Raw genomic sequence first — 18661 nt, forward strand, 5'->3', positions numbered from 1 at the left:
AAAAGCTATGAGGGATTTCATACGAACATTCATGAGCAGGCCAGCAGGCCTCGTTGGCCTCATACTTCTAGGCTTTATCTGCCTGGTCGCCGTTGTCGGGCCGTGGTTTTATCCGGCTTCGCCATGGGATATGGCTGGTGTGCCTTTCAGCGCGCCCGGAGAGAACGGCATGCTCCTCGGCTCCGACACGTTGGGGCGGGATGTAGCGGCAGGCATCGTACATGGGGCACGCGTTTCCATTCTGATAGGATTGGCCTCCACTCTAACCGCACTTGGTATTGGAGTGATACTCGGTTGTGTCGCCGGCTATGCTGGCGGTATGCTCGATACCGCTATTGTACGGCTCACAGAGATATTTCAGACCATACCGAGCTTCGTGCTTGCAATCTTGTTTGTCGCTATTCTAACTCCTTCGATCTCCACAATCATCTTTGCGATTGGCTTGGTGAGCTGGCCACCTTTGGCACGACTGACGAGAGCGCAGGTAAAAACGATCTCACAACGTGAATTCGTTCAAGCCGCCCGGTGCCAGGGACAGTCCATGCTGTCTGTCGTTGTCCGGCATATTCTTCCAAATGCCGTTTCGCCTATCATAGTCGCCGCGTCGCTAACGGTGGCGGCGGCGATCCTGATCGAGGCTGCATTATCCTTCATGGGGTTAGGCGATCCCAATCTGATGAGCTGGGGCTATATGATTGGCGCCGGTCGAACTGTCATTCGGCAGGCGTGGTGGATGAGCGTCTTTCCCGGTGTTGCAATCCTTTTAACCGTGGTTGCAATCAATCTCGTCGGGGAAGCGCTGAACGATACACTCAATCCGAGGATATCCAGAGCATGAGCGAACCGTTGCTATCCATTCATAACCTTGTGCTCGGCCTGCCTACGGGCGCCGATCGCAGCCATGCTGTCGACGGCGTTAGTTTCAACCTCAACAAAAACGAAATCGTATGTCTTGTCGGTGAGAGCGGTTCCGGTAAATCGATGACCGCCCACGCGATCTTGGGCCTGCTTCCGACCAAGGTAAAGGCTCTGCAGGGTGAGATCGGGTTTGAGGGCCGCAATTTACTTGACCTTGGGCCAAAGGAAATGCGGACCTTGCGGGGCAACCGGATCGCTATGGTGTTTCAGGAACCGCTGACCGCACTTAATCCTCTACAGCGCGTTGGGGCGCAAGTCGCGGAAGCTGTTTGTGTTCATACGTCGATGCCCTCAAATAAAGCCCGTACGCGGGTTGTGGAGCTGTTTGGGCAGGTTGGCTTGCCCGATCCCCAACAGCTTCTATCCGCTTACCCATTCCAGTTATCCGGCGGGCAGCGTCAACGCGTGATGATTGCTATGGCGCTTGCCAATGACCCGAAGCTGCTTATCGCGGATGAACCGACAACCGCATTGGATGTGACGACGCAGCGACAGATACTGGATTTGATCGTCGACCTGCAAAAAAAGCGCGACATGGGAGTGTTGTTTATAACGCACGACATTGGTGTAGTCGCCGATATAGCCAATCGTGTTGTCGTGCTTCGTCATGGCAAAGTCGTTGAGCAGGGACCGGCAGCCACGATTCTGAATGCGCCCAATGACTCATATACAAGAGATTTGCTGGACGCTGTTCCAGGGCGTGGATCGGTGCGTTCAGTAGAGGGCAAAAGCCAGCCGCTATTGCAGGTCAATGGCCTGCAAAAGGTATTCGTGACCAAACAGGATATGTTTGCACCACCTCGACGCGTTGTCGCTGCAGATAATCTCAATTTGGTTTTGAACAAAGGCGATACGCTGGCGGTCGTGGGTGAAAGCGGTTCAGGCAAGTCCACGCTCGCACGAATGGTCTTGCGTTTGATCGAGCCGGATGATGGCTCGATTATTTTCGACGGCGCACCCGTGCAGAGAATGCGTGGAGAAGATCTGCGCCAGTTCAGGCGCAAGGTACAGATCGTGTTTCAGGATCCGTATGCGTCACTGGACCCCAGATTGAAGGTCGGCGAAAGCATTATACGCGGCCCGATGGCGTTCGGTGCCCCTCGTGCAAAGGCGCTGTCTGTCGCGACGCATTGGTTGGAAAAAGTGGGATTGGGAGCGCATGCGTTGGATCGGTATCCTCATGAGTTCTCCGGTGGGCAACGGCAGAGAATCTGTATTGCACGCGCGCTGGCGCTTGATCCTGTCTGTTTGATTGCAGACGAGGCGGTCTCCGCGCTCGACGTTTCCGTTCAGGCTCAAGTCCTCAAGCTTTTGTCCGAGCTGAAGGCGGAAATGGGGCTGACGATGCTTTTTATTACGCATGATCTGAGGGTCGCTAGGGAAATCGCTGACCGCATCGTGGTCATGCAAAAAGGGAGTGTAGTCGAAGAGGCTAACGCATTGGATCTCTTCGAAAGACCGCGCGCCGATTATACACGGCGTCTGCTGGATGCGGTTCCCGGACGAGATTTCTTCGACCGTCGCAGTGTGGGCGAAGCAGCTCTGTAGCCTGATTGACACGAGCGCTGGCTATTCGCGGTCGGTGACGGGCTGATCGAAGCCGAAAAAAGGAGAACACAAATATGAACGACACTGAGCGCTCCTATATCGAGAAAGCCACTTTGCTTTTCATCGCTTCCCGCAGCGCTGAGGGGGCCATGGACGTCTCTCCCCGTGGCGGCCAGCCTTGTGTTGTCAGGATACGTGCGGATGGAAGCCTTCTGCTTCCCGATTATGTCGGGAATAAACGACTTGATACAATCGGCAACATACTGAGCAATCCCAATGTGGCGCTTGTGCTGCTCAATAAGCAAACGGATGTTTACCTGCACGTCATCGCCCACGCAACTTTTTCGCAAAGTGAGGACGATATTGCAGCGTTTCCTGCTGACGACAATCGCCCATTGAGCATCATGGTGCTGAAGCCGTCCAGAATGGAGTTCATTCAAAGCGACGCATTTCGCAAGAGTGGATTCTGGATCGACCCAACCGAACGGAAGCCGCCGCTCGATGTGTTGGAAATTTATGCACGTGACAGCAAATGGCAGATGGAGAACGGGAACGGACCAATAATTCGAGACACCGAATCCGAGCACCGTCTTGCTCAAGCCGGGTTACGGGAGTTTTACGGGACACCGAGCCCAATTGTGCAGACTAAGGCCTATAATATAGCAGGCCCCGGCTTTATGTCCTTTATCGATCAGGCGGCCTTCATCGTCTTTGCTTATGAGACCGAAAGCGGTGAGATCGTGATCGAACTGGTCGGTGGTAAGCCTCTGCATGCCGACTACACCACCAATCGACAATCTTTCCTGCTCGATATGAGTGGCCGTCATGGTACACAAGGAAAAGCAATACCCCATTCAGGCAAGTATGCCGTTCTGGCCGCGGAGCCGGGTCGATGCGAGAATATAAGGCTGAATGGCGCTTATCGCGAAACAAACAATGATATCGATGAGCAACGAGCGCTGAGCATATCTGCCGAGGAAATCTATTTTCATTGTTCCGCTGCCTTTACCAGATCGCGGATATGGTCGGATGCCCGTCCCACCGCATGGACCGGTAAGCGAAAGTTCTGGTGTGCCGAACGCAAGCGTGAAAGCGCTGATGTGGTGTCCTTCGTCTTGAAACCAGTCGATAGCGCTCCAATCGGCCACGTGGCGCCAGGACAGTATGTAACCGTCTCGCTGCCCAGGGACGGTGATCACAGGATAGCTCGCCAGCGTTGCTATTCGATTTCGGGCATACCGGAAACTCACTCGCTACGCATTACGGTGCGTCGGATCGGAAATAACGGTGTCTCGGATATGCTTCACGACGAGATAGACATTGGCGACGAATTGTTGCTTGGGCCGCCGGCGGGACATTTCGTTTTGGAGAGCGAGCCTTCGCGTCCGGTTATCTTGATTAGTGCAGGGGTTGGGATAACACCGCTTTTGCCAATGGCCGAAAAACTTGCAAGAGAGCAGTCGGGTCGCGAGATATGGTTTGTGCATGCGGCGCGGAGCGGGAAACACCATTCCTTCAAAGAGGATATAGAGCGTCTGGCAGACGCTAATCCATCACTTCGTCTGTTCACAGCGTATTCAAGGCCGGAAATAGGCGACGTTTGTCATCACAACGGTCGGCTCAATGCCAGTATCATTGGGCAATTGACGCCTGTCGCAAAAGCCGATTTTTATATTTGCGGTCCTGATACTTTCATGTCTGAAATAAGTGAAGGTTTGAATGCTTTAGGCGCATTACCTGCCAGCATCAAGAAAGAAGCGTTTGAGCAAAAAAGCGGTGGCCCCACACTTTTAGCGTCGCAAACTGTCGCCACACGCGCTCCTTGTTCAGTGACATTTGCCCTTTCGGGCCAGAAGCTCACGTGGAAACCGGAAAGCGGAACTCTGCTCGATCTCGCTCTGGCCCATGAAATAGATGTGCCGTTCTCATGTCGCACTGGAGAATGCCAATCCTGTGTGCAGCGTATCGTTGAAGGCAAAGTTGATTATCTTATAGGCGAGGAACCGATCCTCGCGCGTGGACGCGTCATGCTCTGCCAAGCAACACCGCTTGGCGATGTCGTTATAGATTGCTGAATGAAACGCCGCATAGCGGAGCGGTGTCGGTGGGGTTTCGCGATCTGGACGGAACTCCAGACATACGCAGGTACAGCAATATGGCGGTTGATACCGGGAGTATCTATTCATGTCTATAAATGTGATAGCGGATCATCCTGATTTGGTGGAGGAGTTGACCCAATGGCGCCATCATCTGCACCGCAATCCAGAACTCATGTACGATCTTCCTTTAACGGCTGGGTTCGTAGAGGAAAAGTTACATCGCTTTGGCTTTGACGGGATCGAGAGGGATCTCGCACCGAGCGGAGTTGTCGGTGTTTTGCACGGTCACAAGGGCCCGGCAACCTGTAAAGATAAGTCTATTTTGCTTCGCGCGGATATGGACGCCCTTCCTCTTCTGGAAAAGACGAATGTAGAGCACCGTTCTCAAGCGACTGGAAAAATGCACGCCTGTGGGCACGATGGCCATACTGTCATGCTTCTGGGAGCTGCAAAATTGCTCGCGGAAACACGTGATTTTGACGGAACAATTATATTCTGTTTTCAGCCAGCCGAGGAGGGTGGGGCTGGCGCGAAAGCCATGATCGATGCAGGATTGTTGGAACGGTATCCGGTTAAATCAGCATTCGGTTTGCATAACTGGCCCGGAATGCCGATAGGGTCGTTCGGTATCACGCCGCGCGCCATGATGGCGGGGGCCGACGCGCTTTTCATAACAATTGAAGGCAAAGCCGCCCATGCAGCGCAACCCCACCGTGGGCGGGATCCGATTACAGCGGCCGCTTACCTGATAACTTTATTGCAGACCATTGTTTCCCGAAAGCTCGATCCTCTTACACCTGCGGTTATTTCGATCACTTCCATAAATGGCGGCGAGGCGTGGAACATTATTCCTGACACTGTTCAGATGCGCTGCAATATCCGAACGTTTTCTGATGCTGTGGCTGAAACCATTCATCGTGAAATCAACAGCATTTGTCTTCAAGTCGCCAATGGTTTCGATCTGCAGATTGAGGCGTTGCGTCCAGAAGGCTGTATTCCTTATCCCCCGACGATCAATCATCCCATCGAAACCGCAATCGCCATCAAAGCTGCTGAGATGGCGTCGGCAAAAACACATGTGACAGACGATCTCGAACCAACAATGGCCGCTGAAGACTTTGGCTTCATATTGCGGGAAGTTCCGGGGGCGTTCATGTTTATTGGAAATGGAGACAGCGCATCGCTCCATAGTTCAGAATATGATTTCAGCGACGAGGCTATCCCATTCGGTGTTAGTTATTGGCTTGCAGTGGTTCGTAATTGTTTGGTTCAATGAAGTGCCCGGGCAAAAATACGCGAGCATCCAGTTATTTGAATCAGCTACAGGTATTGCTATAACGATCAAACTCGCTCACAAGCTCAAAACGCATCCTGTCAACTAGCGAGATAAACCGGATAACGTGGCGTCAATGTCTGAAGCCCCCACAACAGATTTCTCATCCGATAGGCTCGAAGCGCTTGATATCGATGTTTCCTATGGTGACAGGCCGATCATTGAGGATTTGTCTTTTCGCGTTCCCGATGGAAAATTCACAGTCATCGTCGGACCCAATGCCTGCGGCAAGTCGACTTTGTTGCGCACACTTGCCAGAATTATCAGGCCGAGTAAAGGCTCGGTTGTACTGGACGGCAAGCAGATCGAGCGCATTCCCGCCCGTGAAGTAGCGCGCACATTGGGTCTGCTGCCGCAAAGCTCTATTGCTCCGAATGGAATTACGGTCGCTGACCTTGTTGCCCGCGGACGCTATCCGCAAAACGGGTGGCAGATGAGATCTCCGATCGCTTCGGCGCCATCGATATCTATTTTGCAAATGCCGGTGTCATTGACCTTAAAGCGTCTGAGGCAGTAACTGAAGATATTTATGATCGACATTTCAACATCAATACAAAAGGTGTTTTCTTCGGTGTCCAGACACTATCGCCACTCATAAATGACGATGGCACTATTATTGTCACCAGTTCTCTGGCGGCAACCAAGGTTCTTCCTGATCATACAGTCTATGCCGGTTCGAAGGCGGCTGCGATGGCATTTGTGAAGAACTGGGCTCTCGAATTCAAGCACAGGCGTATCAGGGCAAATGTTATCAGCCCAGGACCCACAGATACTGAAATCCTGGGCAAACTAGGAATCTCAGATGTCGAACGCGAACCGTTTCTCAAATTGATGGCCGAAACCATTCCCGCAGGCAGACTGGGAACAACTGATGAACTGGCACGAGCCGCTCTGTTCCTGGCTTCACAGGCGAGCAGCTTCATCAATGGCGTTGATCTCCACGTCGATGGCGGAATGTCGCTTGTTTGAAGGATCTGGCGTTATGACACAGAATAATTCTGAAATTGCTGCTTTTGTTGAGAAACTGGCAGAAGTGGGCAGCCATTATCGCATGGACGAAATGGAAGAGTTGTATTCGGAAGATCTGGCTTTCCTGGTGTTGACGCCAGATGGCGAAACTACGCCATCTTCATTACATCGTGGTGAGCGCCAGGAACGGCAGTTTCAGCGCCGCCGCGAATGAACTCAATGTCAGGCAACCGATCGTCAGCAAACGAATCAAGGAAGTCGAGGACGAACTTGGTATCCCTCTGTTTGACCGTGCTTCGACCGGAGCACGTCTCACCCCGAACGGCGAGGAATTCATTATTGGCGCGAGGCGTATTGTCGAGGACGTTCAACGCCTCAAGGAACGGGCTAAAGCGAGCAAAGCCGGGAAACTTGGCCGAATTGTCGTGGGCTTTTACAAGTCACTTTCCACCGGTCGTTTGCGCACGACCTTCGTGAATTTCGCCAAAGTCATCCTTCCCATCGGCGTCGAGCTGGTGGAGATGCCCTATATCGAACTTAGAGCAGGAGTATTGGCGAGTGCTATAGATGTGGCGATCATCCTTGGAGAACCGGGCAGGGTTACTTTGCTGAATACTCTTGCACTCGGATCGGAGCAACTCGTTGCGGCGCTGCCGGAGAACCATCGGCTTGCGGAAAAATCCATCATCTACTGGCCTGAACTGAAGGGTGAGCGCTTCCTTGACGTGCTCCCGTTAAATTAGAGCGTAGACTCATAAACTGATGCACCAGATGCGGACAGCGATCAGTTTGACAACAGCGAGGAAATTGTCCGGGTTCTTGTCGTAACGCGTGGCGATACCGCGATAGTGTTTGATGCGATTAAAGAAGCGCTCGACCAAGTTTCTCTGGCGATATACCCATGGCGAGAACGCGAAGACGTCCTTACGGTTGGATTTGGGAGGAATATTGGCCCAGATTTTTCGTTCTGCTGTTGTCTTCCGGATCGCATCGGTATCATAGGCCTTGTCCGCAAGCAGGGTGCCGCCTGCTTTGATGCGTTCAATGAGGCCCTCGGCCTGGGAGCAGTCAGCAGCCTGACCGCCCGTCAGGCAAAGATTGATCGGGTGGCCTTCCGCATCAACAATCGCGTGGATTTTGCTTGTGAGGCCGCCACGGGAACGCCCCATGCCACCATCGTCGGCATCCCTTTTTTTCCTGTGGCTCCGTGCTGGTGAACACGAACACAGGTGCTGTCGATCATCACGATGTCGCCATCATAGGCCTCAGAGACAGCCTCAAGCAACCGATCCCAGACACCGGCACGACGCCAGCGAACGAACCGGTTGTAGCAGGTCGTTGCAATACCATAGCGTTCGGTGATTTCTGACCATGATGACCCGGTGCGGAAGCGCCACAGAATGCCATTGAGCACCATGCGGTCGTCAACCCGGGGCACGCCACGTGGTTTGCTCGGCAACAGCGGTGCAATAATTGACCATTCTCGTTCTGTGAGTCCATAGCGGCGACGTGACATCAAAGACCTCCAAATCCGAGGCCTCTAAATAACTAATCCGTTCAAATAGCTAGCCTATTTATGAGCGCACGGCCTAGGCATTCGACGGATTAGCTGCGGATTTTGCCGTGCATTCTTCGATACGTGAGCGACTCTCCCTTGCCGATCAGACAGGTCCAGCGTCTTCAGCGCTTCGATGATCTCGTCATATGAGACGGCCTTATCGGTTCCAGGATAAAGGCGAAGGGCCGGACTGGAATCGATGGCAAAGATGTCGGATGCCCACGACGCAAGAATGGCGCGTTTCTCGTCTATGTCGATATCGTCGGCTGCAAGAACGTCTCGGGGATGACCGAAATGTTGGGCCGGATGATGCAGATGCTCGGCGCTAATTGCTGCTGGTTTCTCCGGAATCGAATTTTCCAATCTTTCCTTTCTCATAGCTTGACCCCCTTTGATGCCAGGTGGATGGTTTCGGTTGCATGTGGCGCAGGTCGTTAGTGCGCCCGGTGATCGAACACGCCTCGCGCGGCCTCGACCATTGTTTTTAGATGGCTCGGTTCGCGAACACCTTGCCTGTATAATTCCACAGTGATGGCCGCCATCCGCTCCGCTTCCTCAGTCTCCTTGGTAACTCCAGCTCTCGATCGAATGTCATCGAAAACCCTCTGACAGACAACAAGGTCTCTGGAATAGAGTGGTTGGGGTGAGCGCTTGATTGTAGTCTGAACCATGTTTATCTCCTCATTGGAGGCTCGCCCCCAGCGGGGGGCGAGCCAAAGACAATCGCTTAGAAATCCATGCCGGCGCTAGCCGGCAGGGCTGGAGTGGCTTCCTTTTTGGGCTTCTCCGCGATCATCGCTTCCGTTGTCACCAGAAGACCGGCAACCGAGGCTGCGTCCTGCAGCGCAGTGCGCACAACCTTGACCGGATCGATGACACCCTGAGCATAAAGATCACCATATTCGCCGGTCTGGGCGTTCCAGCCATAGGAGAAGTCGGTTTTTTCACGCAGTTTGCCGACAATGATCGAACCTTCGGCACCGGCATTTTCGGCGATCTGGCGAACAGGTGCTTCAATCGCCCGTCGCACGATCTCGACGCCGACACGCTGATCGTCGTTCGCGATCGGAAGGCCCTCGAGCGCCTTAACGGCACGCAGGAGAGCGACACCGCCACCCGGGAGAATGCCTTCCTCTACCGCGGCGCGGGTCGCATGCAGCGCATCGTCGACGCGGTCCTTTTTCTCCTTCACTTCGACTTCCGTCGAGCCACCGACGCGGATGACGGCAACGCCCCCGGCAAGCTTGGCAAGACGTTCCTGTAGCTTTTCGCGGTCGTAGTCGGAGGTTGTCTCCTCGATCTGAGCCCGAATCTGGGCAACGCGGCCATCGATTTCCGCCTTGGAACCGACGCCATCGATAATGGTGGTGTTCTCCTTCTCGATCGCCACTCTCTTCGCCCGGCCGAGCATGTTGAGGGTGACGTTTTCCAACTTGATGCCGAGGTCTTCCGAGATCACGGTTCCTCCCGTCAGGATGGCGATGTCTTCCAGCATGGCCTTGCGGCGGTCGCCGAAGCCAGGAGCCTTGACGGCGGCGATCTTGAGGCCGCCACGCAGCTTGTTGACGACGAGCGTTGCAAGAGCTTCCCCTTCGACGTCTTCAGCGATGATGACGAGCGGTTTGCCGGACTGGACCACGGCTTCGAGAACCGGCAGCATCGCCTGCAGGTTCGACAACTTCTTCTCATGGATCAGGATATAGGGATCTTCCAGTTCCACCCGCATCTTGTCTTGGTTGGTGACGAAGTAGGGGCTGAGATAGCCGCGATCGAACTGCATGCCTTCGACGACTTCGAGTTCGGTTTCAGCGGTCTTGGCTTCTTCGACCGTTATCACACCTTCGTTGCCGACTTTCTCCATCGCCTCGGCAAGATAACGACCGATCTCCGTATCCCCGTTGGCGGAGATGGTACCAACTTGAGCAATTTCGGAATTGCTGGTGATCTTGCGGGCGTTGGTCTTCAACTCCTTGACAACCGCATCGACGGCGAGATCGATGCCACGCTTCAGGTCCATCGGATTCATGCCGGAGGCGACGGCTTTGGCGCCTTCCTTAACGATGGCCTGGGCAAGCACGGTCGCGGTTGTCGTGCCGTCGCCGGCGAGATCGTTCGTCTTCGATGCCACTTCGCGCAGCATCTGGGCGCCCATGTTCTCGAACTTGTCTTCCAGTTCAATTTCCTTGGCGACGGAAACGCCGTCCTTGGTTATACGAGGGGCACCGAAGGACTTGTCGATCACGACATTGCGGCCCTTTGGACCGAGCGTGACCTTCACGGCATTGGCCAGTACGTCGACTCCCCGCAGCATGCGTTCACGGGCATCGGTGTGGAACTTGACTTCTTTCGCAGCCATTTTCTCTAACTCCTCAATAGGCAGCTATTTGACTGATGGGTTGGATTGACGGGTTATCGCCTCAGGCAGCTTTTTTCTGCTCTGCCTGGGTTTCGATGATGCCCATGACATCGCTTTCCTTCATGATCAGCAGGTCTTCGCCGTTGATCTTGATCTCGGTGCCGGACCATTTGCCGAACAGGATGCGGTCGCCGGCCTTGACGTCGAGCGCCTGGATCTGGCCGGCATCGTTGCGCGCGCCGGGACCTACGGCGATGACTTCGCCTTCCTGCGGCTTTTCCTTGGCGGTGTCGGGAATGATGATGCCGCCCTTGGTCTTTTCTTCGGATTCGACCCGGCGGACGAGAATGCGATCATGAAGCGGTCGGAACGACATGTTTTCCTCCGTTGAGCAAAAATGATGACGTTGTTCCCTCTGGCCGGACCGAATGATCGGTCCGGGCGGGTGCAAAACCTCAAGTCGAGCATCTTGCGCAAAATGATCTGGTTTTGAGATTTTTCGATTTCAAGAGGGAGAAACGAAAAAATTGGCACTCGTCTTCTGATGCTACTAACATACTGGAAAGGAACAATAAACGGCGCGATTGCGTTTAAAAATCCGTTGATGGTCGTGAAATTTTGCGACACACTTCACAGTGTCATGAAACGGAGATGAAGCATGCAATTCTCATCGGATCTGGAACGTCAGCTCAATGGCTACGGCCTCACCACCGCGCACATCCTCTATCGCATTCCTGATTTCGAATCCGTGCTGCAGACCTATGTCTGGCAGGACTACGATCTGGCACCCGATTTTCCTGAGATGCACAGGTTCCTGGATTTCTGGCAGTCCAGGCTTGAAGGCCCGCTCCATTCTGTCCGCTATACGCATCAGTGCTTGATCGGACCGAATGAATGGCGCCGCGTCGAAGGCGAGTTCAAGCTTCACTGAGGTCTTGAACAGAAATTTCCTCTATACTAGCTCTGTCGTGACCGAGGCTTGATGAGATCGGTCAATATCCCACGTCTGTTCAGAGTGAGACCGGATAGGGAAGAGAAGATAAAACTCATCAAAGACCTCAGCATCAAGGAACGCGAAGAGGTCTTTGCCGCCGTCGCGCGTGTCCTGCAGGGGGCCGCTTGCGAGGCTTATGTCGAAGGCAGCCGCCATTAGACGCACGCTTTCCCACTTCGATCGGGTGTCTATTGGCATTTGGGAAATCGGGAAGATCGGTGCGTCGGTGGCTTCGGGAACAGATTTGCAGGCGACAGGTCACGTCGTGGTGAGCGATCCGCAAAAAATCTCTTTTATTGACGAACAAAACATGAACATGTATCTTCGCTCACATGGTGAAAAAGAGCCTTCAGGATAAACTTGCCATCCTCTCAGATGCAGCAAAGTACGATGCATCTTGTGCGTCAAGCGGTGGTGAGAGACGCGACGCAAGGAGGGGTGGTGTCGGATCGTCGGGAGGGGCAGGGATTTGCCATGCTTACACTCCGGATGGGCGCTGTATCAGCCTGCTGAAAATTCTTATGACCAACTTCTGCATCTTCGACTGTGCCTATTGCATAAACCGGGTCAGCTCGAACGTGGAACGGGCGCGGTTCTCAGTCGAGGAAGTTGTCTCGCTCACGCTGGAATTTTATCGACGCAATTACATCGAGGGCCTGTTCTTGTCCTCGGGCATCATCAAGTCCCCCGACCAGACCATGTCCGATATGGTACGCATCGCGCGGACATTGCGGGAGGGTCACGGCTTCCGCGGCTATATCCATCTCAAGACGATTCCCGATGCAAGTCCGGACTTGATCCGGGAGGCCGGGCTTTGGGCTGATCGGCTATCGATTAATGTCGAATTGCCGGAGGACGCAAGTGTGCGCAAATTCGCTCCGGAAAAACGCCCTGAAACGATCCGTGGTGCGATGGCACAAGTGCGGCTGGAAGGCGAGGCGGCAAAAGATAAGACCCATACCGGGCGTAAGCCGCGCCGGTTTGCACCGGCCGGGCAAAGCACGCAGATGATCATCGGCGCGGATGGGGCAGACGATGTGACCATCCTCAAAATGTCGACACGGCTTTACAGTGGTTACAAGCTGCGACGGGTTTATTATTCAGCATTCTCCCCGATCCCGGACGCCTCCACAGCTCTGCCCTTGATCCAGCCTCCGCTTCTGCGTGAACACCGCCTATATCAGGCAGATTGGCTTTTGCGTTTTTATGGTTTCAGCGCCGAGGAAATCGCTACCGGCACGAAGGCTGGTCATCTTGATTTGGAACTGGATCCAAAACTTGCCTGGGCCATACAGCACCGTGGCCTATTCCCTCTGGATGTAAACGGTGCAAGCCGTGAATTGCTGCTGCGTGTTCCTGGTTTTGGCACCCGCACGGTGGATCGCATAATCGTTGCGCGCCGGAACCGCGGTTTAAGATACGAAGATCTGGTGCGGATAGGTGCCAACATGAACAAGGCACGCCCCTTTATTATGACACCTGGCTGGTCGCCGGGGCGGCTCATCGACAACGTCGATTTACGCGCTCGATTTGCACCTCCCGCTGAGCAACTGCGACTATTATGATCTATTCCGTTAAACTACCCGACTGCGGCATCTTCGATGCGTGGCGTGAGATGGCGCGCATCGCGATATCACACGGTATCGAGCCAAATGATATCGATTGGATCGCCGCGAATGGATTGTTCGGGGGCGCACAGCTGCCCAATGCTGCGGGTAAGCATCAAGCGCGCGTACCGCCGGCATTTTTAAAACTTGCGCAGTCAGTCATCTGGCATTCAAATCCGGAACGGTTCGGACTGCTCTATCAGGCGTTATGGCGGCTTGACCGCGATGCGGGAGACCCTTTGAGCCCGGCCGATCCGCTTGGGCGGCAGCTGCATCTCATGGCAAAATCGGTTGGCCGTGATATCCACAAGATGCATGCTTTCGTACGGTTTCGCGAATTACCTGAGACTGGATTGCGTCGTCGCTTTGCTGCTTGGTTTGAGCCGGAGCATAATATAGTCGAGCCGGGTAGTTCCTTTTTCGCAAAGCGTTTCGCGGATATGGACTGGGTGATCGCCACGCCAAGGCTTACAGCTCGATTTGAGGCCGGCAGACTTAGTTACCACCCAGGCGGTACACGCCCTGACTTATCGGAAGATGCCACCGAAACGCTTTGGGGCACCTATTTCGCGAACATCTTCAATCCGGCACGGGTAAAGTTGAATGCGATGCGCTCTGAAATGCCGAAGAAGTATTGGAAGAACCTACCCGAAACGCGCCTGATTCCAGATATGTTACGAGATGCCGAGTCGCGAGTGGAGCGAATGCGCGCGGCCGCAGAAACGTCACCAGCGGCTGGCGCAGTCGCGATTTCGACCCGTTATCGCGCTGCAATGCCGCAAGCGGCCGAACTCCCCCAGACAATGATCGAAGCGCGAGCGGCTGCCAGACATTGCCGTCGATGTGGATTATGCGAGGCCGCAACTCAGACTGTTTGGGGTGAAGGGCCGGAAGACGCTGAGCTCATGATTGTAGGAGAACAGCCGGGTGATCGTGAGGATTTGGAAGGACGTCCCTTTGTCGGTCCAGCCGGTCGTCTCCTGCGCGAGGTAATGGTTGCGGCACAAGTGGGAACCGAACGTGTCTGGCTGACAAATGCAGTCAAGCACTTCAAGTTCACGCCGCGTGGCAAGCGCCGCCTGCATCAAAATCCTGACCGGCAGGAAATTCTGCATTGTCGCTGGTGGCTTGGGCTTGAGCTGGCTTTCATCCGTCCACGCATGGTGGTTGCGTTGGGGGCCTCTGCGGCGTTCGCTCTGACGGATAACAACGCTCCTCTTACTTCGCGACGCGGTCAGGCTGAAATCGGGTTACATGGTGGACCGGTGCTGATCTCCTGGCATCCATCCTATATCTTGCGGTTAAACGACAGTGTCGCGAGAGAACGTGCAAGGCGTGAATTGATCGAAGATATAATCCAGGGCGCTCGCATGGGCGTATCTGTCTGACCCGTCAATGTTTCAGCTTCGATCAGGAGAGATCAATAAAAGGAAGCCGCCGGCGCGTTCGGTGTGTTAGTTCACTGACAGCAGTGGCCATTGCTGCTCCAATGTCGGCACTTGCCGTAATTCCCTGCACGAAAGGCTGGTCGTGCATCAGATACGGCAGCGCGCCGAACGCAATCTTGCCACATGCAACGTCCGGTGCCAGCAGAGTGTAGTCGTCTGAGACCTCCGGAATATCCTCTCCGACCGAAACGAGTTGCCGGCGCAGTGACGGAAACGGCAAATCCTTCGTCTTGAGTGGCTTCTGGCCTCGGGCGTCGATGAACACGTCGAATGTCCGTATTTCCGAGCCAATGGCGATGATGGTGTGATCCTCCCTTACGTCCATGTCGTAATCGTGCCCAAGTTCGAGGACGTCTATCAGGCCGGCCTTGCGCAGCGCCAGTAGCCTGCGGATCGATTCCGACGGGATTGCGGCATAGTTGTCGACGAAGACCTTGCAGAGTCCTGTATCGAACCGCTCGCGGTCCCCTTCATTAAGATGCGGGATGATCTCCTGTACCACCTCGTGCAGACGAAGGATCGCATAGCGCCAGGGGACGGTGTGCTTCTCCCGCTTGTTGCGTTCGACTTCTCTGAGGTTGTATTCTGCCCAGCGGAACGCATCGTGCTTTTGCCGGTCGGCAAAGTAGGCATCAGCGAAGCCGTCAGCGTCGAGCTTCGAAAGCGAAACACGCTCGCTCCACACCGGATCGGCCTCCTCGATTTCGCGCGCGACCAAGGCAAATATCCTGTCAAGCAAGCCACTGGACCCCCTCTCGATCTCCCTGTTGATCGCCTTCTCTGTGGCAATCTGCAACGGCTCATATGGGATCGGGCAATAAAAATCCGCTTCTGGAAGGATGCCAGAACGGGACATAAGCGTTATCGCCAGACCTTTACTGTCCGGGTCAAGGTCGAAGCGCAGGCTTTCGTCTTCTTCCTCGATGAAGCTTCCATGTTGGGCAACGACCGCCATCGCTGCGTCGATGGCGCTGAGCGATGTGCCCATAATGCCCACTTTGCACGCCGGTATTCTGGCTTCGATCAGTCCAGACCAGGGGCTGGGAAAATAACTGCGCGTTGCTTCGTCGTCGTCGGGCCAGACGTGGCCGGTGGCGATGACGACGAGATCGAAGAGTTTCGAAACCAGCTTGCCATCAGACCAGAGCTTTACGCCATCGGCGGTGGCTTCGATATCCGTGACCTCGCAGGATTTGTGCACTTCGACTTCAAAGCCTTTTCGACGCGCTGCCTCGACAAGAGCCAGAAACTGATCCCGGAAATATTCGCCGAGCAGAATGCGAGGCAGGAATTGTCGATCGTGAAGACCTTCCTTGTCGACCCGGTATCGAGCGAGACGCGTCTCGTCCTGCTCGCGCAGCCAGTCCAGATAGGTCGAGGTAATCGGCGGAATCTCGATGCTGGCGATGTTGGCCAGCATCATCCGGCTGTTCTCATCGTCATTATAAGGCATGCCTACGCCAGCTTCATCTTCCTTCTCGTAGATCGAGATGGACATTGGCTCTGCGAATTTGAGCAGCGAAAAGAAAGTATAGATCCCGGTCGGACCCGTGCCGACGATAGCAATGTTCTTCATAGGCGATTACCAATTTCTCCACATTCCAATATGCGCGGTAAACGGCCCGGCTGGGCCGGGCCGCTTGTGTTTGCACTTCGAACATCTCTTCACATCAATTGTATGCTGCGAGATCAGAGCTTGACGGTATCTTCACGCGCCCATAAGCGGAGCTTACGGCAAGACGCGACGAAATCGGTGGCCGCCCTTGCATTGTCGAGCGGGATCATCCCTTCGTCCATTTCGGGCTCGATACCGGCCTTGGCGAGCAGCGGCATTGCGCCTGCGGTAAAGCCAATGAACTTGCAGTGGGCAAAAGCATCTGCAACAAAGTCTCTTGCCGCGCACTCGCCGATAAGCCGGTTGGCCGCTTCTTCAGATAACACAAGGGCTACAGCATCAAACAATACGGATGGACCACCGTCAATCATATGGTCGGCCTCTATCCAGTCGCCGCTGGATGCTTGGAAACCTCCGACCGACGGCGCAACCAGTTCCACCATTGCGCCTTCTTTCTCCGCGGCGTTCCGGATACCCTTGAGCACCTGCGCATCAGTGCCATTGGCGACAAGCACGCCGATCTTTCTGCCCTTGAAGCTGCCGGGTCCGTTCTCAATAATGCTGAGTGCAGGAGACGGAGCAAGATCGTCACGTACGGGCACCATCACATCCGCAGCCTTCGGCATCTTGCGGATGCCGAGCTTTCCGGCGACCGTTTCCGCAAGATTGGCATCGATGTTGAGCAGATGAGACACAACACGCTCGCGGATCACAGGTGTTTCCACCTTCGACAGTTCGAAGGTCAGCGCCATGGCGATATGTTTTTGCTCCACAGCGGTCTGGCTCAGATAGAACTGCCTCGCCTGGCTGTAATGATCGGCGAAGCTCTCCGGTCGGAGGCGAACTTTCTGTCCGTCTTCCTGCGCTGCAAACGGCCGGAACCCGCGTTTCGGGTCGGGTCTCGCTCCTTCGCCCCAGGAGTTGGGCTGGTAGTTTGCCCGCCCGACAGGATTGCGCATGGCCATATGCCCGTCCTGCTGGAGATGGTGGAACGGACACTTCGGCGCATTGATCGGGATGTGGGTGAAATTCGGACTGCCCAGCCGCTTCAGTTGCGTGTCGAGATAGGAGAAGTTGCGACCCTGCAGCAGGGGATCGTTGGAGAAGTCGATGCCGGGGGGGACGTTCTGCGTCATGAATGCGACCTGCTCGGTCTCGGCGAAGAAATTGTGCGGCATCCGATCCAGCACCAGCCGTCCGACCGGTATTGGCTTGATGACTTCTTCCGGAATCAGCTTCGTCGGGTCGAGCACATCGAAATCGAAACTGTCGGCGAAGTCCTGATCGAAGAGCTGCACGCACAGTTCCCATTCCGGGAAGTCCCCGGCTTGGATGGCGGTCCACAGATCGCGCCGATGGAAGTCCGGATCCGCACCGTTGATTTTCACCGCCTCGTTCCAGACAACCGATTGGAGGCCGAGTTTCGGCTTCCAGATGAATTTGACGAAAGTCGACTTGTCCTTGTCGTTCAGGAAACGGAACGTATGAACACCAAACCCCTCCATGAAGCGGAAGGAGCGCGGGATGGCGCGATCCGACATGACCCACATGATCATGTGCATGGATTCCGGCGTCAGGCTGATGAAGTCCCAGAAATTGTCATGGGCTGACTGGGCCTGCGGAAAAGCCCGGTCAGGCTCCTCCTTGACGGCATGGACCATATCCGGAAACCGGATGGCGTCCTGGATGAAGAACACGGGAATGTTGTTGCCGACAATATCCCAGTTGCCTTCCTTGGTGTATATCTTGACGGCGAAGCCGCGCACATCTCGGGCAAGGTCGAACGAACCCTTCGAACCGGCGACCGTGGAGAAACGGACGAAGACTGGCGTCTTCTCGCCAACCCGTTGGAAAATGTCTGCGCGCGTATATTCGCTGAGTGACTTTGTCGTCTCGAAATAGCCATGCGCACCGTAGCCCCGCGCATGAACCACGCGTTCGGGAATACGCTCATGGTCGAAGTGAAAGATTTTTTCCCGGAAATGAAAATCCTCAATCAGCGTAGGACCACGCTGACCGATCTTCAACGTGTTGAGGTCGTCTGACACCGGCCCACCCTGCGCGGTGGTCATGGCAGGTGTTTTGTCGTTGGCAATCTGATAAAGATCTCCGCCTGGGCCGACTTCGAGCTTTTGGTCATGAATCTTGAGTGATTTCTGCACATTTGCGGCTTTGTCGGTGGCTGACATAGCTGGCTCCCGTCCGTTATGTGATCT

The 18661-nt window shown here is 54.8% G+C and carries 18 protein-coding genes and 1 pseudogene; 12 read left to right on the forward strand and 7 right to left on the reverse strand.

Annotated elements, in window-relative coordinates:
• Positions 1–7 precede the first annotated feature (7 nt).
• From WIX40_RS23465 to WIX40_RS23500, 8 genes and pseudogenes are all read left to right on the forward strand, one after another.
• On the forward strand, positions 8–838 hold the full coding sequence (locus tag WIX40_RS23465; protein WP_112701127.1) for an ABC transporter permease: 831 nt from the start codon (positions 8–10) through the stop codon (positions 836–838).
• Positions 835–2466 (forward strand): ABC transporter ATP-binding protein, encoded by a 1632-nt coding sequence (locus tag WIX40_RS23470; protein WP_112701126.1) that lies wholly within the window; start codon positions 835–837, stop codon positions 2464–2466. The genes WIX40_RS23465 and WIX40_RS23470 overlap by 4 nt, the downstream gene beginning before the upstream one ends.
• A gap of 74 nt (positions 2467–2540) precedes the next feature.
• Positions 2541–4541, forward strand: coding sequence for a 2Fe-2S iron-sulfur cluster-binding protein (locus WIX40_RS23475; RefSeq protein WP_182506679.1), 2001 nt, complete (start codon positions 2541–2543; stop codon positions 4539–4541).
• 109 nt (positions 4542–4650) lie between these two features.
• Positions 4651–5841: an amidohydrolase gene (locus WIX40_RS23480; protein ID WP_112701124.1), complete on the forward strand. Its 1191-nt coding sequence runs from the start codon at positions 4651–4653 to the stop codon at positions 5839–5841.
• 133 nt (positions 5842–5974) lie between these two features.
• Positions 5975–6415 (forward strand): ABC transporter ATP-binding protein, encoded by a 441-nt coding sequence (locus WIX40_RS23485; RefSeq protein ID WP_371834175.1) that lies wholly within the window; start codon positions 5975–5977, stop codon positions 6413–6415.
• Positions 6319–6867, forward strand: a pseudogene (locus WIX40_RS23490) (SDR family oxidoreductase); the annotation flags it as partial. The gene WIX40_RS23485 and the pseudogene WIX40_RS23490, both read left to right, overlap by 97 nt.
• 13 nt (positions 6868–6880) lie before the next feature.
• Positions 6881–7081: a hypothetical protein gene (locus WIX40_RS23495; RefSeq protein WP_182506678.1), complete on the forward strand. Its 201-nt coding sequence runs from the start codon at positions 6881–6883 to the stop codon at positions 7079–7081.
• Complete coding sequence (locus tag WIX40_RS23500; RefSeq protein WP_182506677.1) at positions 7008–7610, forward strand: LysR family transcriptional regulator; 603 nt, start codon at positions 7008–7010, stop codon at positions 7608–7610. Before WIX40_RS23495 ends, WIX40_RS23500 begins: the two co-directional genes overlap by 74 nt.
• Positions 7611–7619: 9 nt before the next feature.
• Here the strand turns inward: WIX40_RS23500 and WIX40_RS23505 are convergent.
• The 5 genes from WIX40_RS23505 to groES form a co-directional block, all read right to left on the reverse strand.
• Positions 7620–8383 (reverse strand): IS5 family transposase gene (locus tag WIX40_RS23505; RefSeq protein WP_339442578.1). Its coding sequence is split into 2 segments (ribosomal slippage): positions 7620–8056 and positions 8056–8383, totalling 765 coding nucleotides; the frame shifts between segments, so codons are not numbered across the junction.
• 54 nt (positions 8384–8437) lie between these two features.
• On the reverse strand, positions 8438–8803 hold the full coding sequence (locus WIX40_RS23510; protein WP_262077796.1) for a hypothetical protein: 366 nt from the start codon (positions 8801–8803) through the stop codon (positions 8438–8440).
• Between the two features lie 56 nt (positions 8804–8859).
• Positions 8860–9096: a hypothetical protein gene (locus tag WIX40_RS23515; RefSeq protein ID WP_122001552.1), complete on the reverse strand. Its 237-nt coding sequence runs from the start codon at positions 9094–9096 to the stop codon at positions 8860–8862.
• Between the two features lie 56 nt (positions 9097–9152).
• Positions 9153–10781 carry a chaperonin GroEL gene (gene groL / locus WIX40_RS23520; RefSeq protein ID WP_006469956.1) on the reverse strand — a complete coding sequence of 543 codons (1629 nt, stop codon included), beginning with the start codon at positions 10779–10781 and terminating at the stop codon, positions 9153–9155.
• 61 nt (positions 10782–10842) lie between these two features.
• On the reverse strand, positions 10843–11157 hold the full coding sequence (groES, locus tag WIX40_RS23525; RefSeq protein WP_006471526.1) for a co-chaperone GroES: 315 nt from the start codon (positions 11155–11157) through the stop codon (positions 10843–10845).
• Positions 11158–11439: 282 nt separating this feature from the next.
• Between groES and WIX40_RS23530 the strand changes: the two genes are divergently transcribed.
• The 4 genes from WIX40_RS23530 to WIX40_RS23545 all read left to right on the forward strand — a co-directional run bounded on the left by WIX40_RS23530 (position 11440) and on the right by WIX40_RS23545 (position 14770).
• Positions 11440–11712, forward strand: coding sequence for an usg protein (locus WIX40_RS23530; protein ID WP_006469958.1), 273 nt, complete (start codon positions 11440–11442; stop codon positions 11710–11712).
• 199 nt (positions 11713–11911) lie between these two features.
• Positions 11912–12133, forward strand: coding sequence for a hypothetical protein (locus WIX40_RS23535; RefSeq protein WP_182506675.1), 222 nt, complete (start codon positions 11912–11914; stop codon positions 12131–12133).
• The gene (locus WIX40_RS23540; RefSeq protein ID WP_318281712.1) at positions 12111–13340 is read left to right on the forward strand and encodes a putative DNA modification/repair radical SAM protein; all 1230 of its coding nucleotides are present in this window, start codon (positions 12111–12113) and stop codon (positions 13338–13340) included. The genes WIX40_RS23535 and WIX40_RS23540 overlap by 23 nt, the downstream gene beginning before the upstream one ends.
• On the forward strand, positions 13337–14770 hold the full coding sequence (locus WIX40_RS23545; RefSeq protein ID WP_182506673.1) for a UdgX family uracil-DNA binding protein: 1434 nt from the start codon (positions 13337–13339) through the stop codon (positions 14768–14770). Before WIX40_RS23540 ends, WIX40_RS23545 begins: the two co-directional genes overlap by 4 nt.
• A gap of 22 nt (positions 14771–14792) precedes the next feature.
• Here WIX40_RS23545 and WIX40_RS23550 read toward each other — a convergent pair whose 3' ends face one another.
• Complete coding sequence (locus tag WIX40_RS23550; RefSeq protein ID WP_339442587.1) at positions 14793–16406, reverse strand: FAD-NAD(P)-binding protein; 1614 nt, start codon at positions 16404–16406, stop codon at positions 14793–14795.
• Positions 16407–16519: 113 nt separating this feature from the next.
• Positions 16520–18634, reverse strand: a complete 2115-nt coding sequence (gene katE, locus WIX40_RS23555; RefSeq protein WP_182506671.1) for a catalase — start codon at positions 18632–18634, stop codon at positions 16520–16522.
• Positions 18635–18661: the final 27 nt, after the last annotated feature.

This window comes from Ochrobactrum teleogrylli (assembly GCF_037482325.1).
Lineage (GTDB): Bacteria > Pseudomonadota > Alphaproteobacteria > Rhizobiales > Rhizobiaceae > Brucella > Brucella teleogrylli.

What these genes read in the sequence shown, in the direction of transcription:
- WIX40_RS23465 (WP_112701127.1), top strand. Translation starts at nt 8, where the DNA reads ATGAGGGATTTCATACGAACATTCATGAGCAGGCCAGCAGGCCTCGTT.
- WIX40_RS23470 (WP_112701126.1), top strand. Translation starts at nt 835, where the DNA reads ATGAGCGAACCGTTGCTATCCATTCATAACCTTGTGCTCGGCCTGCCT.
- WIX40_RS23475 (WP_182506679.1), top strand. Translation starts at nt 2,541, where the DNA reads ATGAACGACACTGAGCGCTCCTATATCGAGAAAGCCACTTTGCTTTTC.
- WIX40_RS23480 (WP_112701124.1), top strand. Translation starts at nt 4,651, where the DNA reads ATGTCTATAAATGTGATAGCGGATCATCCTGATTTGGTGGAGGAGTTG.
- WIX40_RS23485 (WP_371834175.1), top strand. Translation starts at nt 5,975, where the DNA reads ATGTCTGAAGCCCCCACAACAGATTTCTCATCCGATAGGCTCGAAGCG.
- WIX40_RS23495 (WP_182506678.1), top strand. Translation starts at nt 6,881, where the DNA reads ATGACACAGAATAATTCTGAAATTGCTGCTTTTGTTGAGAAACTGGCA.
- WIX40_RS23500 (WP_182506677.1), top strand. Translation starts at nt 7,008, where the DNA reads ATGGCGAAACTACGCCATCTTCATTACATCGTGGTGAGCGCCAGGAAC.
- WIX40_RS23510 (WP_262077796.1), bottom strand. Translation starts at nt 8,803, where the DNA reads ATGAGAAAGGAAAGATTGGAAAATTCGATTCCGGAGAAACCAGCAGCA.
- WIX40_RS23515 (WP_122001552.1), bottom strand. Translation starts at nt 9,096, where the DNA reads ATGGTTCAGACTACAATCAAGCGCTCACCCCAACCACTCTATTCCAGA.
- groL (WP_006469956.1), bottom strand. Translation starts at nt 10,781, where the DNA reads ATGGCTGCGAAAGAAGTCAAGTTCCACACCGATGCCCGTGAACGCATG.
- groES (WP_006471526.1), bottom strand. Translation starts at nt 11,157, where the DNA reads ATGTCGTTCCGACCGCTTCATGATCGCATTCTCGTCCGCCGGGTCGAA.
- WIX40_RS23530 (WP_006469958.1), top strand. Translation starts at nt 11,440, where the DNA reads ATGCAATTCTCATCGGATCTGGAACGTCAGCTCAATGGCTACGGCCTC.
- WIX40_RS23535 (WP_182506675.1), top strand. Translation starts at nt 11,912, where the DNA reads ATGTCGAAGGCAGCCGCCATTAGACGCACGCTTTCCCACTTCGATCGG.
- WIX40_RS23545 (WP_182506673.1), top strand. Translation starts at nt 13,337, where the DNA reads ATGATCTATTCCGTTAAACTACCCGACTGCGGCATCTTCGATGCGTGG.
- WIX40_RS23550 (WP_339442587.1), bottom strand. Translation starts at nt 16,406, where the DNA reads ATGAAGAACATTGCTATCGTCGGCACGGGTCCGACCGGGATCTATACT.
- katE (WP_182506671.1), bottom strand. Translation starts at nt 18,634, where the DNA reads ATGTCAGCCACCGACAAAGCCGCAAATGTGCAGAAATCACTCAAGATT.